The organism is Arthrobacter sp. 9MFCol3.1 (genome assembly GCF_000620385.1).
Classification (GTDB): domain Bacteria; phylum Actinomycetota; class Actinomycetes; order Actinomycetales; family Micrococcaceae; genus Arthrobacter.
Window position 1 is genome coordinate 112,014 of sequence record NZ_JIBJ01000009.1, and the last position, 14,799, is coordinate 126,812.

The window sequence follows — 14,799 nt, forward strand, 5'->3', positions numbered from 1 at the left end:
CCAGCCGCTTTCCAGCACCGTGTCTTTTTGGCAGCGTGCTCCTTGGCCCGGCTTGGCGGACGGCACCTACCTCACTGTGTGTTCTACCGGCACCGATCTCCACAGTCTGTGGTCCCACAGCCAGGCGCTTCTGCCGCCTCTACCCTTCAGCCAGCCATAGCTCCGGACGGAGCCAGCCCCGCCCCGGCACCGTTGCCGCGGGCATTCCAGGAGGCCTGCATGACCCCCCGCCGTCAGCCCAGCGCGAATACCGCCCCACAGAGCAGCAATCGGCACTATTCTGAAAGAGCCGAACCCTTAAAGGAGACCATGACCAGCCACCCCAACACCGGACCCGATTCAGCAGCCCAGGACATGAGCCCTGAGGAGATCCAAGCTGTAATCGACCGGATCCTTTCCAAGGACACCCCCGCCTCAGGCCGCGGCACCAGCCACGGCGCCGCCACCGCCGCCGGTGCCGGTACCGGTGGCCCGACGTCGGTGCTCGGCAAGGCACAGGCCATCTCCCGCCTGGATGAGGTGTACACCAACTTCGACGGCGACCAGCAGGACCTTGAGGAACGCCACGCGCTGCGCCGCAAGGCCGGCCTGTCCACCGAACTCGAAGACGTCACCGAGGTCGAATACCGGCAGTTGCGCCTTGAGCGCGTCGTCCTGGCCGGCCTCTGGACCGAGGGCACCCTCGCGGACGCCGAGAACTCCCTGCGTGAACTTGCCGCGCTAGCTGAGACAGCCGGCTCCGAGGTCCTCGACGGGCTCGTCCAGCGGCGCGCCAAGCCCGATCCCGGGACCTTCCTCGGCTCCGGCAAGGCGCAGGAACTGAAAGCCATCGTGATGTCCACCGGCGCCGACACCGTCGTCGTCGACGCCGAGTTGGCCCCGTCCCAGCGGCGCGGCCTGGAGGACATCGTCAAGGTCAAGGTCATTGACCGTACAGCGCTGATCCTGGACATCTTCGCCCAGCACGCCAAGAGCCGTGAAGGCAAGGCGCAGGTGGAGCTCGCCCAGCTCGAATACCTGCTCCCGCGCCTGCGCGGCTGGGGTGAATCAATGTCCCGCCAGGCCGGTGGCCAGGTGGGCGGCGCCGGTGCCGGCATGGGCTCGCGTGGTCCCGGTGAGACCAAGATCGAACTGGACCGCCGCCGGATCCGCACCCGGATGGCCAAGCTGCGGCGCGAAATCGCCGCCATGAAGCCTGCCCGGGAAACGAAGCGGGCCAACCGCCGTCGTAATGCCGTGCCCTCGGTGGCGATCGCCGGGTACACCAACGCCGGGAAGTCCTCGCTGCTGAACCGGCTGACCGATGCGGGGGTGCTGGTGGAAAACGCCCTGTTCGCCACCCTGGACCCCACTGTCCGCAAGGCCGAAACCGCTGACGGGCTGGGATACACCCTGGCCGACACCGTGGGCTTTGTCCGTTCCCTGCCCACCCAGCTCGTGGAGGCATTCCGCTCCACGCTGGAAGAGGTGGCCGACTCTGACCTGATCCTGCATGTCGTGGACGTCTCGCACCCGGATCCGGAAGGCCAGATCGCCGCTGTCCGGACGGTCTTCAGCGAAGTCGACGCGCGCAAGGTTCCGGAAATCATTGTCCTGAACAAGGCCGACGCCGCTGACCCGTTCGTGGTCGAACGGCTCAAGCAGCGCGAGCCGCGCCACGTCGTGGTCTCGGCCCGCACCGGCGAAGGCATTCCGGAACTGCTCAAGGCCATCAGCGACGCCATTCCGCGGCCCAGCGTGAAGCTTGAACTGCTGATCCCGTACAACCGCGGGGATCTGCTCAGTAAGCTCCACGAGACCGACGCCGAGATCCTCAGCCTCGACCACGAGGAAACCGGGACTCGTGCCGTGGTGATGGTGCGTGAAGGACTCGCCGCCGAACTGGATCCCTTCATCAGCAATGACTGAGGCTGCGGTGACCAGGGCTGACACCGATCCAGCCGACGCTGATCCAGCCGACGCCGAACCGGCGGATGGTGGATCGGCCGAGCCTGATGCCGGTTCGGTTGCCGGCGCGGCCGGCGAGGAATTTGTGGTTAAACTGCTCGACCGTGCCGTGTCCGGCATGGGCGGGCAGAGCCGCGATGGCCAGCACGAAATGGCCCGGCAGGTGGCGCGCGCGATCGACAGCGGCGACCACCTGCTGGTCCAGGCCGGCACCGGCACCGGCAAGTCCCTGGCCTACCTGATTCCGTTGATCGCGCATTCGCTGACCAGCAACAAACCCACCCTGGTCTCCACCGCCACCCTGGCGCTGCAGACCCAGATCGTGGGCCGTGACCTGCCCAGGCTGCTCAAGACCATCACGCCTGCCCTGGAACGGCCCGTCAAGGTCGCCCTGGTCAAGGGCCGGTCCAACTACGTCTGCCGGCACAAACTCGAGGGCGGCTTCCCGTCCGAAGAACCTTCCGAGGGACAGCTGTTTTCCCTTGGCGAGGACACCAGCGTGCCGCATTTCGCCGCCGCACTGGGCGGGCCGTCCTCCCAGCTGGGCAAGGAAGTCGTCCGCCTGCGCGAATGGGCCGAGGAGACCGCGACGGGGGACCGCGACGAGCTCATGCCCGGCGTCACGGACCGGGCCTGGCGCCAGGTCTCGGTCACCTCCATGGAGTGCCTCGGCGCGCAGAAATGCCCGCTCGCGGCCGAATGCTTCAGCGAGCTGGCACGTCAGAACGCCGCCGACGCCGACGTCGTGGTCACCAACCACGCCATGCTCGCCGTCAGCGCCTTCGAAGGCCTGGCGGTGCTGCCCGAATACGACGTCGTGGTGGTGGATGAGGCGCACGAACTCCAGGACCGCGTCACGGGCGCGGTCTCGGGCCAGCTCTCCGTGGCGATGGTGCACGCCGCCGCGTCCGGGGCCCGGAAGCACACGGGCATCACCGTGGATGCGCTGAATAATGCCGCCGCCCACCTGGAGCTGGCCATCGACGGCGTCCCCAGCGGGCTGATGCCCAATGGCCTGAACAGCGAGCAGTTGGACTGCATCGATCAGCTGCGCGACGCGTGCCGCGCCGCCCTGTCCGATTCCAAGGGGGACAGCTCCGCGACGGCCGACGGCGGACGCCAGCTGGCCCGTTCACGCCTCATGGTCATCCTGGAACTCTGTGAACGCCTCCTGGCTGCGCGCGAAAACCGCGAAGTCGTGTGGTTCTCCCGCAACAGCAGCTTCGACCCGGCGCAGGGCTACTCACAGCCGGACGAGAGCGCGCCGGCCTTGATCAATGTTGCCCCGCTGAGCGTCGCAGGACGGTTGCGCGAAGGCCTGTTCGCGGACCACACCGTCATCTTGACCTCGGCCACACTGGCCATCGGCGCTGCCTTCGAACCCGCCGCCGGGGGCCTGGGCCTGGTTGGCAACGGCGCCCCGAGCTGGACCGGCGTCGACGTCGGATCCCCGTTCGACTACCCGAAGCAGGGCATCCTCTACGTCGCCCGGCACCTGCCCAAACCCGGCCGCGGAACGTCCCCGGAGGCTTTGGACGAACTCGAGAAGCTGATCCGCGCGTCCGGCGGCGGTGCGCTGTGCCTGTTCTCCTCGCGGCGTGCGGCCGAGGAAGCAGCCGAGGCCATGCGGCCCCGGCTGGGCCTCAGCATCCTGTGCCAGGGGGAGTCGACCATGACGGCGCTCGTGCGGCAGTTCGCCGACGAGCCCGACACGTGTTTGTTCGGCACCATGTCCCTCTGGCAGGGCGTCGACGTCCCTGGCGTGTCCTGCCGGTTGGTGGTCATCGACCGGATTCCCTTCCCGCGGCCGGACGACCCGCTGATGACGGCACGTTCGCGGGCCGTGGCCCAGGCCGGCGGCAATGGCTTCATGGCCGTCTCTGCCACGCATGCAGCCATCCGCCTCGCGCAGGGCGCCGGACGGCTGATCCGTTCGACCTCGGATAAGGGCGTGGTGGCAGTGCTGGATTCGCGGCTCTCCACGGAGCGCTACGGCGGCTTCCTGCGCGCCGCGCTGCCGCCGTTCTGGCCCACCACCGATTCGTCGATAGCCATGGCGGCCCTGAAGCGCCTGGCGAAAGACTCCGCGAAAGACTAAATCCCAGGCCGGGCCGCCACCCTGCGCCGGAACTCCGCACGGGGTGGCCGCTACTGGCGGCCTGGCCCCGGATGGCTAAGGGGAGCGCAGCTTAGAGGGAACGCGGTTTAGAGGGAGCGCAGTACCGAGACGACCTTGCCCATGATGACGGCGTGGTCGCCGAGGATGGGCTCGTACTGGGTGTTTTGCGGCAGCAGCCAGGTGTGGCCGTCCCGCTGGCGGAATGTCTTGACCGTGGCTTCGTCGTCCAGCAGGGCGGCAACGATGTCGCCGTTCAGGGCATCACCCTGGCGGCGGACAACCACCCAGTCGCCGTCGCAGATGGCGGCGTCGATCATTGAATCGCCAGCGACCTTGAGCATGAAGAGTTCGCCATGGCCCACGAGCTGGCGGGGCAGCGGCATGACGTCCTCCACCACCTGGTCCGCGAGAATCGGCCCGCCGGCGGCGATGCGTCCGACGAACGGCACCATTGCCGTGTCAGTGGCGCTGGCGAGCTCGGTTACCGACAGGCCGCCCACGGCCCGCAAGGGACTGGATTTCTCGATCCCCGATATCGGCGTGGTCCCCTCGTCCAGGGTCAGCGGCATGAGCACTTCCATGGCCCGGGGCCGCTTCGGATCACGCCGCAGGTAGCCAAGCTTCTCAAGCTGGGAGAGCTGGTGGGTCACGCTCGAGAGGCTGGCGAGACCGACGGTGTCGCCGATCTCGCGCATCGACGGCGGGTAGCCCTTGTCCGTGACGGACCGCTGGATGGTCTCCAGGATTTTCTTTTGCCGGACGGTGAGGCTCTTGGGGGCCCGGGCGGGCTGCGGGCTCCGTGGGGTGGCCCTGCCGCCGGTGGCTTGTGCTGCCATGTTCGCCAATGCCTTTCCGTTGCGCCCGGCTGCCGTGGCTGCTGTCACCGGGAACTTCCGGCCTGAAATGTCAGACCCTGCTGATCAACTACGAATGAATTCCCTCAGGGAGTTCAAAGTGGTTGTCCTGTCCCTCAAAAATAGGCCAGCCGCAGACCTTTTTCAAACATTTGTTCTAGCGAGTCTCGACATCGTTCGTTAGTAAGTGCTAAAACAGAACAAGCAAGATTCGAATATGTGTTCGATTTCGCTGATCTGGGTTCGCAAGCGATGTTCGGTTCTATGTTCGAAGGTTCGGCCGGTTGGCGGCGAGTACGTGAGTACGCCGGGCGGCAACTATGGTCCAGGAGGGCTCAGTTCATGTCAGTTTCAAGCGCGTTTCACGGCACTAGCATTCAGGGCATCACGACCGGCCGCCGAGGTGTTGTTCCGGGCGGCGCGGCGGATCGCCGCAGCATCGGACACGGCAGCATCGGACACGGCAGCATCGGACACAGTGGCATCGAACACGGCGACATCAGCCAAAGCGGCATGGGCCAGGACAGTTCCCGTTACGGCAACGTCTACCCGCTCAATGCCAGGCGCCGCACGGCCGCGACGCCGCAGGCGCCCCAAGGGGCCATGGGCGCGGTTTCCGGCGGCCGGCCGAAGCAGCCGCCGCTGCGGCTCACCCGGCGCGGACGCTTCGTCTTTTTCGGTGTCCCCCTGATCCTGCTGGCTGCGTTCATCCTGTCCTTCAGCGGATTCCTCAACGCTCCCGCCAAGGCGGCAGATTCCGCGGACCAGCTCTCGGTGACGCCGACCGTTTCCGTCACAGTGCAGCCGGGGGAGTCCCTTTGGGCCATTGCGGGGTCGGTGGCTCCGGAGCGCGATCCCCGCGACGTCGTGGCCGACATCGTGCAGCTGAACAATCTGGACGCCGCGGGTGTCATGCCGGGCCAGCAGCTGTTCGTCCCGTCCAAGTAACCTCCCCCAGATGCCGTCGCAGGCGTCACAGTTTCAGCGCCCGTCCCGCTACCACTTAAACTGGTCACGTGACTGACCAGCTTGAGCGCCTCAACCGACTGCCCCTCCGAACCAATCTGCGTGGCCTGCGTCCGTATGGCGCGCCGCAGCTGGACGTCCCCATCCTGCTCAACGTCAACGAGAACACCCATGGGGTCCCGGCCGATGTCCGCGCCGCGATCACCGAGGCCGTGAGCGCCGCCGCTGCCGGACTGAACCGCTATCCGGACCGCGAGTTCACCGAATTGCGCGAAGCCCTCGCCGAATACCTTGGCCATGGCCTGGACGCGGAGAACATCTGGGCCGCGAACGGCTCCAACGAAGTCCTGCAGCAAATCCTCCAGGCCTTCGGCGGCCCCGGCCGGACAGCCCTCGGGTTCCCTCCCACGTATTCGATGTATCCGCTGCTGGCCTCCGGCACGGACACGGAATACATCGTCGGGGCCCGCGCCTCGGACTATGGGCTCAGCGCGGAATCGGCGGCACGCCAGGTCCGCGAGCTTCAGCCCAACATCGTCTTCCTCTGCTCCCCGAACAACCCGACCGGCACGGGGCTGGGCCTCGATGTGGTCGAGGCCGTCTATGACGCCGGCGAGGCCAGCCAGACCATCGTGATCGTCGATGAGGCCTACCACGAGTTCGCCCACGACGGCACGCCCAGTGCGCTCACCCTGCTGCCTGGCCGGGAACGGCTCATCGTCTCGCGCACCATGAGCAAGGCCTTCGCCCTCGCCGGCGCGCGCCTTGGCTACATGGCCGCGGCCCCGGAGGTCGCGGACGCCCTGCGGCTGGTCCGTCTCCCGTACCACCTCTCGGCCATCACCCAGGCCGCGGCCCTGGCCGCCCTGCGCCACCGGGAGGCGCTCATGGCGGACGTCGAGGACATCAAGCGCCAGCGCGACCGGATCGTGTCGGAACTGACGCGGCTGGGCCTGACGCCGGCCGCGTCCGATTCGAACTACGTGTTCTTCGGCGGCCTGGAGAACCCCCATGAGGTCTGGCAGGGCATGCTGGACGCCGGTGTCCTCATCCGCGACGTCGGCATTCCGGGGCACCTGCGCGTCACCGCGGGCACTGAGACCGAAACCACAGCCTTCCTGGAGGCCCTTGAACTCATCCTGGCCGGCTCCGCAAAGCCGCAGGCCTAGACTTGGTGGGGAGCCCGATCGTCCCCGCCAGAGTGCCCAACACCCTGCTTTCTTCCAAAGGACACATCTACATGAGCAACACCGGATCCACCACCGCCGAGGGCCGGACCGCACGCATGGAACGGACCACTAGCGAGTCCTCGGTCCTGGTCGAGATCAACCTGGACGGCACCGGCGTGTCAGACATCAGCACGTCGGTCCCGTTCTACGACCACATGCTGACGGCCCTCAGCAAGCACTCCCTGATCGACATGACGGTCAAGGCCACCGGTGATACCCACATCGATGTCCACCACACCGTCGAGGACGTGGCCATCACCTTCGGCGAGGTCCTGCGGACCGCCCTGGGCAACAAAGCCGGGATCCGTCGTTTCGGCGAGGCGACCGTGCCACTGGATGAGGCCCTCGCGCAAGCTGTCGTGGACGTCTCCGGCCGTCCCTACCTGGTCCACGCCGGCGAGCCGGCAGGGCAGGAATACCACTTGATCGGCGGCCACTTTACGGGTTCCCTGACCCGCCACGTCTTCGAGGCAATCACCCTTCACGCCGGGATCTGCCTGCACATGAACGTCACTGCCGGGCGCGACCCCCACCACATCGTCGAGGCCCAGTTCAAGGCCTTTGCCCGTGCCTTGCGCGCCGCCGTCGAACCGGATCCCCGGGTCGAAGGCATCCCGTCGACAAAGGGTGCTTTGTGACCGGCCCGCTGCTCCGCGACGGGGCCATCATCGACCCCGCCGCCGCGGCCAAGCCGGTCTCCCCGCAGGGAAAGCCCACTGTCACGGTGCTGGACTACGGCTCCGGGAACGTCCGGTCCGCCGTCCGCGCCCTCGAGCGGGCCGGCGCCGAAGTCATCCTCAGCGCCAAGCCTGAGGATGTCCTCAACGCCGACGGCCTCGTCGTCCCCGGTGTCGGCGCCTTCGAAACCGTCATGCGCGAACTCAAGGCCGTTGACGCCATCCGCATGATCGGCCGCCGTGTCGCCGGGGGCCGCCCCGTGCTGGCCATCTGCGTCGGGCTCCAAGTGCTGTTCGAGGCTGGCGTCGAGCACGGCACCGAAGCCGAAGGCATGGGGGAGTGGCCCGGCAAGGTGGAACTGCTGCCTGCCGACGTCGTGCCCCACATGGGCTGGAACACCGTCGCCGTCCCCGAAGGGTCCAAGCTCTTCGCCGGGGTTGAGGGCGAGCGCTTCTACTTCGTGCACTCTTACGGTGTCCAGAAGTGGGACTTCGACGTCATCCAGCCGCGGATGGCCGCGCCGCTGGTGACCTGGTCCGACCACGGCGCCCCGTTCATCGCGGCCGTGGAAAACGGCCCGCTGTGTGCCACACAGTTCCACCCGGAGAAGTCCGGCGACGCCGGTGCCCGGTTGCTGCGCAACTGGGTCCAGGGCCTGCGCCCCACATCCCCGGAACAAACCGCATCCCCGGAACGTACCGCGGCCCCGGAAGCGACCGCCTAGATGTGGTCCCTGGTCCTCATGGGCGTCGCCGGCCTGCTGGTCGGCGGCGCGATCTCCTTCCGCCAGCAGAAAAGTCCGCTCTGGGTGCAGATCGTTTTCTACATCCTCGCCGGCATGTCCCTGCTCGCCGCCTACCTCCTGACCCTGCCGGCGTCCTGACCGCCCCTCCCACCACCATCCCCAAGCTGAGGACTCCACGATGACCACCGAAACCCCGCTGCCCGTACTCGAGCTCCTGCCCGCCGTCGACGTCGTCAACGGACAGGCCGTCCGGCTCGTGCAGGGCGAAGCCGGCAGCGAGACGAGCTACGGCACCCCGCTGGAGGCCGCCCTCAACTGGCAGCAGCAGGGGGCTGAGTGGGTGCACCTGGTCGACCTGGACGCCGCGTTCGGGCGCGGCTCCAACGCCGAACTCCTGCGCGAGGTCGTAGGCCGGCTCGATATCAAGGTGGAGCTCTCCGGCGGCCTGCGCGACGACGAATCCCTCGAGAAGGCCCTCGACCTCGGCGTCGCCCGCGTCAACCTGGGCACGGCGGCACTGGAGAACCCGGAGTGGACGGCCCGGATGATCGAGCGCTTCGGCGACAAGATCGCCGTCGGCCTCGACGTCCGCGGCACCACCCTGGCCGGCCGGGGCTGGACCAAGGACGGCGGCGACCTCTGGGACGTGCTCGGCCGCCTGGAAGACGCCGGCTGCGCCCGGTACGTCGTGACCGATGTGACCAAGGACGGCACGCTCCAGGGCCCCAACGTCGAGCTCCTGCGCCAGATGGTCGAGAAGACGGGCAAACCGGTGGTCGCCTCCGGCGGCATTTCCAGCCTCGAGGATCTCAAGGTCCTGCGTTCCCTGGTGCCGCTCGGCGTCGAAGGCGCCATCATCGGCAAGGCCCTCTACAACGGCAACTTCACCCTGCCCGAGGCCCTCGACGCCGCCGGCCGCCGCTAGGCGGTCAGTGCCCATGACACACACCCACGATCCCCGCGACCCCAACAACCCCCAGGATGGCGGGCAGGCAGGGACCGGGGCAGGTCCCGTCCGGCATTTACCCGGGCACATCGCGGCGGCCCTCGCCGGCGCCGGCGGGGCCACCGACTCCGCCGGCCAACCCTGGGCGGGCCGCAGCCTGTCCGGCGATGACGCAAAGATCCACAATTTCGACGACGACGACGGCGCCGCCGACGCCGGCTATCTGGCGGCTTTGTCCGACCTCGCCGCGGGCACGGGTGACGAGGCCGCCGTGGTGGCCTCGCTTGCCACCGCCCGGGTGTTCGTGCCAATCCTCGCCCAGCTCGCCGAAGAGGGCGAGGCCGCGGCCGGGCCCAACGGGGACCAGTTGCACGGTGACAAACTTCGCTCCGACAAACAGGCCGACATGGCCCTGGTGACGCTCAAGGCGCCGGACGGGCGGACGGCCATGCCGGTGTTCACCTCGGCGGCATCACTGACGGCGTGGCACCCGGAGGCCCGGCCGGTCGCTGTGTACGCGGCCCGGGCCGCCCTGTCAGCGGTCGCGGAAGGCGCCGAGCTGCTCGTGATTGATCCCGGCTCGGAAGTGACGTTCGTGGTCCGCAGGCCGGCAGTGTGGGCCCTCGCCCAGCAGCGGGCCTGGACGCCGTCGTACGCCGATCCCGATCTCGCGGGGGCCCTCGGGGAAGACGCGGTTGGCTTTCCGGCAGTCCGCCGTGTTGAAATTCATCCGGGGGGTGGAGTTGCCTCGGCCACGGCCGATGGCAGGCGGCTCCCCGGTGGGGGAGCCGGCCCGGAACTCCGTGTGGTCCTCTACCTTGAAGACGGTCTCGACGCCGCCGGCGTGCAGTCGATCGTCGCCGGCCTCAATGATGCCTGGGCCCGGAATGAAATCTTTGCCGAGCGGGTTGATTCGATCGAGGTCAAGCTGCAGCGCGCAGCACCATAGCTGACGGCCCAACGGGGGGACATCCCGGTGCTGCCGTGGGCAGTACCAGAAGGATGTAGTCCGTGAATTTCGCGCTTTACCGTGAGCTGCTGGCCGTCCGGCCCATCAGGCGCCTCCTGCTGGTCGGCATGATCGCCCGCATACCGCACTCGGCGGCCGGAGTCCTGCTGACCTTGCACATCGTCCTGACCCTCGGCCAGGGCTACGCCGCCGCCGGCGCAGCCGCCGCCGTGATGACGATCGGAATCGCCGTCGGCGCGCCCTGGCGCGGGCGCCGGGTCGACACCGTGGGGCTGCGCAAGGCGCTCATTCCGTCCGTCGTCTCCGAGACCGTGATCTGGTCGATCGTGCCGCATGTGTCCTACGAGGCCCTGCTGCCCCTGGTGTTCGTCGGCGGCCTGCTGACCCTGCCCATTTTCAGCGTAGTGCGGCAGTCGCTGGGCGTGCTGGCTCCCGGGGAACAGCGCCGCACGGCCTTTGCCCTCGACGCCATCGCTACCGAGCTGGTCTTCATGATCGGCCCCGCAGTCGGAGCCGTCGTCGCCACCAGTGGCCAGTCCGTCCTGGGCCTGACGGTCGTGGGCGTGGCGACGTCCGTCTCAGGACTCTTCCTCATGTGGTTCAACCCGCCCACCCGGAGCGCCTCCCCGGACGCCAGCCTTGAAGCGCAGGAGCTGGAATGTGCGGAAGCCGCCGTCGTTGCTGCGGCACCGGCCCACCTGCAGGAGGCCGCAGCCGAACTGGCACCCCTGGCAGCCGCCGCCGAGGAACGGCGACGGCGGGGCTCCGGCCTGCGCCACCGCGTCATCCACAATTTCAGCTGGTTCACAGCCGCCGTGGCCGCCGTCTTCGCTGTCGCGGCCGGCGCCGGCATGGTCCTCAGCGGCACCGACGTCGGGATCGTCGCGGCGCTCCAGACCGGCGGGCACGAGGCCGAAATCGGCATCGTGTTCCTGTTCTGGTGCGCGGCCTCGGTGGTGGGCGGCATCCTCTACGGCGCCATGCACCGGCCCATCTCCCCGGTTCTCCTGTTGCTGGGGATGTCAGCGCTGACCGTCCCGATGGCCTTCGCGACCGACGTCTGGACGCTCAGCCTTCTCGCGTTGCTGCCGGGTCTGCTGTGCGCGCCGGTGCTGTCCGCGGCCTCGGAAAAGGTGGCCGAACTGGTGGACGAAAGCCGGCGCGGGGAGGCGATGGGCTGGTACGGTTCATCACTCACCGGCGGGGTGGCCCTGGGCGCGCCGCTGGCCGGGCTGTTCATCGACCTCATCGGACCGTCGGCCGGCTTCGTTTCGGTGGGTCTGGCGGGCGTGGCCCTCTGCCTGGTGGGACTGGCCCTGCAACAGGTCCGGCGCAGCCGCCTGGCCCGCGTCTGAATGCGGGCCGCGCCCAGCGCGCCAAGCTGGGCACACGCTTGGCCCGTGCGAATGAAAAATCGTGCGAACTGACTTAACGACGCCGGCGGGCGGACCTGTGTGGTCCGCCCGCCGGCGTTTTCCTAGCTGACGAAAGTACTTAGTTGACGGGGCCGGTGTACTTCTCGCCCGGGCCCTTGCCCGGAGCATCCGGAATGATCGATTCCTCGCGGAAGGCCAGCTGGAGCGAGCGGAGTCCATCGCGCAACGGTCCAGCGTGCTGTGAGCCGATTTCCGGCGCCGCCGCGGTCACCAGGCCGGCAAGGGCGGTGATCAGCTTGCGGGCCTCGTCCAGGTCCTTGAGTTCCTGGGCATTTTCCTCGGCGGCAAGGCCGAGCTTCACCGCTGCGGCGCTCATCAGGTGCACGGCGGCCGTGGTGATGACCTCGATCGAGGGGACTTCCGAGATGTCGCGGATCTGCTGCGAGACGTCGGCCTGGGCGGCTGCGGGCTCGAAGACGTGGGAATTACTATCTGAAGTGCTCATGCTGGTAAGCTTGTCACAGACCGACTAAATGTCGTTATTCTCAAGCTTTTATAGGATGCAGTGTTCTGACTATCAGTGCTAGTCACTGAAGTTGGTGCCCGGCGACGCATACGTGCGTTGAACGGGTTTCTTTCTGTAGAGTTGGCTTTAGTTTGCAAGCGGAGTTCTCTCCCACCCGCGTCAGCCGCGAAACTTCCTTCGGGAAGCCCCTCCTATCCAGGAGTCAAGGTTGCCGGGTACCTGGTCGGGCACTACCTCGGACTTCGGTCCGCAGGAAGTGCATGTCGCCCCATTGAGGGCGGCAGCTCCGATCTCGAGGCCTCCGATTGCTCCGGCAATTGGGGGCCTTCTCTTTTTGCCGGTGGAATACCCCTCACGAACACAGGAGCTTTAACATTAGCGAGCCAAGAATCAATGAGCGTATCCGCGTCCCCGAGGTGCGGCTGGTCGGCCCTGCAGGCGAACAAGTAGGAATTGTCCGTATTGAGGATGCCCTGCGTTTGGCTGCCGAGTCCGATCTTGATCTCGTTGAAGTTGCACCGCAGGCGAAGCCTCCGGTGTGCAAGCTGATGGACTTCGGCAAGTACAAGTACGAAGCCGCTGTCAAGGCACGCGAGGCCCGGAAGAACCAGACCAACACGGTCCTGAAGGAAATCCGTTTCCGCCTGAAGATCGACACCCATGACTACGAAACGAAGCGCGGCCACGCGCTCCGCTTCCTCGGTGCCGGCGACAAGGTCAAGGCCATGATCCAGTTCCGCGGCCGTGAGCAGCAGCGCCCCGAGATGGGCATCCGCCTGCTCCAGCGCTTCGCCGACGACGTCGCCGAAGTTGGTGTGGTGGAGTCCAGCCCGCGCATCGATGGCCGCAACATGGTCATGGTGGTTGGCCCGCTGAAGAACAAGGCCGAAGCCAAGGCGGAGGCCCGCCGCGCAACGCAGCGCGCCGAAGCCAAGGCCGAGAACGAGGCCAAGGCTTCGGGACGCGTCGATGTCTCCGGTGGCAACGCCCCGCTGACCCAGACGCTGTCGGACCTCCTGCCGGAAGGCTACGTCGTATCGCCGGAGGCTCCCGCAACGGAGGCCCCGGTCGAAGAGACCAAGGCTGAAGAGACCACGGTTGAAGAGACCAAGGTTGAAGCGGCCCCGGCCGAAGAAGCCAAGGTTGCAGAGACCAAGGCCGACGAGGCTCCTGCCCAGGAAGCGCCGAAGGAAGCTGCTCCGAAGGCGGCCGAGGAGCCGGCAGCAGCGAAGGCTCCCGCGGCTCCGAAGGCGGCTGAGAAGCCGGCAGCAGCCAAGGCTCCCGCGGCTCCGAAGGCGGCCGAGAAGCCGGCAGCAGCCAAGGCCCCTGCGGCTCCGAAGGCCGCTCCGGGCCCGGCGGCAGCGAAGGCTCCCGAGGAAAAGGCAGCCGCTCCGGCAGCAGCACCGAAGCCGGTTGCTGCTCCGAAGCCGGTGCCGAGGCCTGCAGCGCCGAAGCCCGCCGCACGGCCGGCCGCCCCCCGGGCAGCCGCCAAGCCTGGCACCAAGAAGACCAACTAGTTCACGGCTGCCGGACAGCAATGTCCGGCAGCAGGCAACCAGCACGCCGCCCGCAGGGGTGGCTGCACGAAAGAGCTGCAGACTTTTCTGCGGATACGTAAGGAGATCGGTTCCCATGCCGAAGATGAAGACCCACAGCGGTGCTAAGAAGCGCTTCAAGCTGACCGGTACCGGCAAGCTGCGCCGCCAGCAGGCCAACCGCCGCCACTACCTCGAGCACAAGTCCTCCCGGCTGACCCGTCGCCTTGCCGGCGACAAGATCGTCTTCAAGGGCGACGCCAAGGTCATCCGGAAGATGCTCGGCATCTAAGTTCCAAGTTCTCTGACTGTTCGCCACCTGGCAGCAGTCAACTACCAAAAAGGCTTCTCAGGCCAGCCGGACCGTTCCGGCAGTAGACGCTTGGGATCAGAAATTTTCTAAGGAGTACGCACGTGGCACGTGTGAAGAGGGCGGTTAACGCCCACAAGAAGCGCCGGGTTATCCTCGAACGCGCAAAGGGTTACCGCGGACAGCGTTCACGCCTGTACCGCAAGGCAAAAGAGCAGCTGCTGCACTCGTTTGTGTACAGCTATGGTGACCGCAAGAAGAAGAAGGGCGACTTCCGCCGTCTTTGGATCCAGCGCATCAACGCTGCATCGCGCGCCAACGGCCTGACCTACAACCGTCTGATCCAGGGCCTGAAGGCCGCTGAGGTTGAGGTTGACCGCCGCATGCTGGCCGAGCTTGCCGTTTCCGACGCCAACGCCTTCGCCGCGCTGGTCAAGGTCGCCAAGGACTCGCTGCCCGCCGACACGTCCGCTCCGGCCGTCCAGGCTGAAGCCGCTCCGGCTCCCAAGGCAGCCAAGAAGGCTCCCGCGAAGAAGCCTGCTGCCAAGAAGGCTGACGCCGAGGCTGCAAAGTAGTTCCTGCCGCGGTTGAAAAACTG

15 protein-coding genes are annotated in these 14,799 nt (G+C 67.3%); 13 read left to right on the plus strand and 2 right to left on the minus strand.

Features of this window, described 5'->3' with window-relative positions:
- Nucleotides 1-309: 309 nt before the first annotated feature.
- On the plus strand, nt 310-1,908 hold the full coding sequence (gene hflX / locus C560_RS0111540; RefSeq protein WP_026538324.1) for a GTPase HflX: 1,599 nt from the start codon (nt 310-312) through the stop codon (nt 1,906-1,908).
- Complete coding sequence (locus C560_RS0111545; protein ID WP_026538325.1) at nt 1,901-4,045, plus strand: ATP-dependent DNA helicase; 2,145 nt, start codon at nt 1,901-1,903, stop codon at nt 4,043-4,045. Before hflX ends, C560_RS0111545 begins: the two co-directional genes overlap by 8 nt.
- A gap of 107 nt (nt 4,046-4,152) precedes the next feature.
- Here the strand turns inward: C560_RS0111545 and lexA are convergent, their stop codons facing one another.
- A complete protein-coding gene (lexA, locus tag C560_RS0111550; protein WP_026266605.1) occupies nt 4,153-4,902 on the minus strand; it encodes a transcriptional repressor LexA in 750 nt (249 codons plus the stop codon).
- Between the two features lie 360 nt (nt 4,903-5,262).
- Between lexA and C560_RS24090 the strand changes: the two genes are divergently transcribed.
- From C560_RS24090 to C560_RS0111590, 8 genes are all read left to right on the plus strand, one after another.
- A complete protein-coding gene (locus C560_RS24090) occupies nt 5,263-5,868 on the plus strand; it encodes a LysM peptidoglycan-binding domain-containing protein (RefSeq protein ID WP_442853160.1) in 606 nt (201 codons plus the stop codon).
- A 68-nt stretch (nt 5,869-5,936) separates the two neighbouring features.
- Nucleotides 5,937-7,055, plus strand: a complete 1,119-nt coding sequence (locus tag C560_RS0111560) for a histidinol-phosphate transaminase (protein ID WP_018774447.1) — start codon at nt 5,937-5,939, stop codon at nt 7,053-7,055.
- 71 nt (nt 7,056-7,126) lie between these two features.
- Nucleotides 7,127-7,753 (plus strand): imidazoleglycerol-phosphate dehydratase HisB, encoded by a 627-nt coding sequence (gene hisB, locus C560_RS0111565; protein WP_026538327.1) that lies wholly within the window; start codon nt 7,127-7,129, stop codon nt 7,751-7,753.
- Nucleotides 7,750-8,517, plus strand: coding sequence for an imidazole glycerol phosphate synthase subunit HisH (gene hisH, locus C560_RS0111570; protein ID WP_026538328.1), 768 nt, complete (start codon nt 7,750-7,752; stop codon nt 8,515-8,517). The genes hisB and hisH overlap by 4 nt, the downstream gene beginning before the upstream one ends.
- Nucleotides 8,518-8,676 carry a hypothetical protein gene (locus C560_RS23585; RefSeq protein ID WP_197026145.1) on the plus strand — a complete coding sequence of 53 codons (159 nt, stop codon included), beginning with the start codon at nt 8,518-8,520 and terminating at the stop codon, nt 8,674-8,676.
- 40 nt (nt 8,677-8,716) lie between these two features.
- On the plus strand, nt 8,717-9,463 hold the full coding sequence (gene priA, locus C560_RS0111580; protein WP_026538329.1) for a bifunctional 1-(5-phosphoribosyl)-5-((5-phosphoribosylamino)methylideneamino)imidazole-4-carboxamide isomerase/phosphoribosylanthranilate isomerase PriA: 747 nt from the start codon (nt 8,717-8,719) through the stop codon (nt 9,461-9,463).
- 13 nt (nt 9,464-9,476) lie between these two features.
- The gene (locus C560_RS0111585; RefSeq protein WP_026538330.1) at nt 9,477-10,433 is read left to right on the plus strand and encodes an SseB family protein; all 957 of its coding nucleotides are present in this window, start codon (nt 9,477-9,479) and stop codon (nt 10,431-10,433) included.
- Nucleotides 10,434-10,495: 62 nt separating this feature from the next.
- The gene (locus C560_RS0111590) at nt 10,496-11,809 is read left to right on the plus strand and encodes an MFS transporter (RefSeq protein WP_026538331.1); all 1,314 of its coding nucleotides are present in this window, start codon (nt 10,496-10,498) and stop codon (nt 11,807-11,809) included.
- A gap of 139 nt (nt 11,810-11,948) precedes the next feature.
- On the opposite strand, the gene C560_RS0111595 is transcribed toward C560_RS0111590, so the two are convergent.
- A complete protein-coding gene (locus C560_RS0111595; protein WP_018774440.1) occupies nt 11,949-12,335 on the minus strand; it encodes a DUF1844 domain-containing protein in 387 nt (128 codons plus the stop codon).
- Between the two features lie 437 nt (nt 12,336-12,772).
- On the opposite strand from C560_RS0111595, the gene infC reads away from it, so the two are divergent.
- The 3 genes from infC to rplT all read left to right on the plus strand — a co-directional run bounded on the left by infC (nt 12,773) and on the right by rplT (nt 14,776).
- The gene (gene infC / locus C560_RS0111600) at nt 12,773-13,873 is read left to right on the plus strand and encodes a translation initiation factor IF-3 (RefSeq protein WP_026538332.1); all 1,101 of its coding nucleotides are present in this window, start codon (nt 12,773-12,775) and stop codon (nt 13,871-13,873) included.
- 115 nt (nt 13,874-13,988) lie between these two features.
- A complete protein-coding gene (gene rpmI / locus C560_RS0111605) occupies nt 13,989-14,183 on the plus strand; it encodes a 50S ribosomal protein L35 (RefSeq protein WP_003798720.1) in 195 nt (64 codons plus the stop codon).
- 122 nt (nt 14,184-14,305) lie between these two features.
- Nucleotides 14,306-14,776: a 50S ribosomal protein L20 gene (gene rplT / locus C560_RS0111610; protein WP_018774438.1), complete on the plus strand. Its 471-nt coding sequence runs from the start codon at nt 14,306-14,308 to the stop codon at nt 14,774-14,776.
- The last annotated feature ends 23 nt before the right edge of the window (nt 14,777-14,799 follow it).

What these genes read in the sequence shown, in the direction of transcription:
- hflX (WP_026538324.1), top strand. Translation starts at nt 310, where the DNA reads ATGACCAGCCACCCCAACACCGGACCCGATTCAGCAGCCCAGGACATG.
- C560_RS0111545 (WP_026538325.1), top strand. Translation starts at nt 1,901, where the DNA reads ATGACTGAGGCTGCGGTGACCAGGGCTGACACCGATCCAGCCGACGCT.
- lexA (WP_026266605.1), bottom strand. Translation starts at nt 4,902, where the DNA reads ATGGCAGCACAAGCCACCGGCGGCAGGGCCACCCCACGGAGCCCGCAG.
- C560_RS24090 (WP_442853160.1), top strand. Translation starts at nt 5,263, where the DNA reads ATGTCAGTTTCAAGCGCGTTTCACGGCACTAGCATTCAGGGCATCACG.
- hisB (WP_026538327.1), top strand. Translation starts at nt 7,127, where the DNA reads ATGAGCAACACCGGATCCACCACCGCCGAGGGCCGGACCGCACGCATG.
- C560_RS23585 (WP_197026145.1), top strand. Translation starts at nt 8,518, where the DNA reads ATGTGGTCCCTGGTCCTCATGGGCGTCGCCGGCCTGCTGGTCGGCGGC.
- priA (WP_026538329.1), top strand. Translation starts at nt 8,717, where the DNA reads ATGACCACCGAAACCCCGCTGCCCGTACTCGAGCTCCTGCCCGCCGTC.
- C560_RS0111585 (WP_026538330.1), top strand. Translation starts at nt 9,477, where the DNA reads ATGACACACACCCACGATCCCCGCGACCCCAACAACCCCCAGGATGGC.
- C560_RS0111595 (WP_018774440.1), bottom strand. Translation starts at nt 12,335, where the DNA reads ATGAGCACTTCAGATAGTAATTCCCACGTCTTCGAGCCCGCAGCCGCC.
- rpmI (WP_003798720.1), top strand. Translation starts at nt 13,989, where the DNA reads ATGCCGAAGATGAAGACCCACAGCGGTGCTAAGAAGCGCTTCAAGCTG.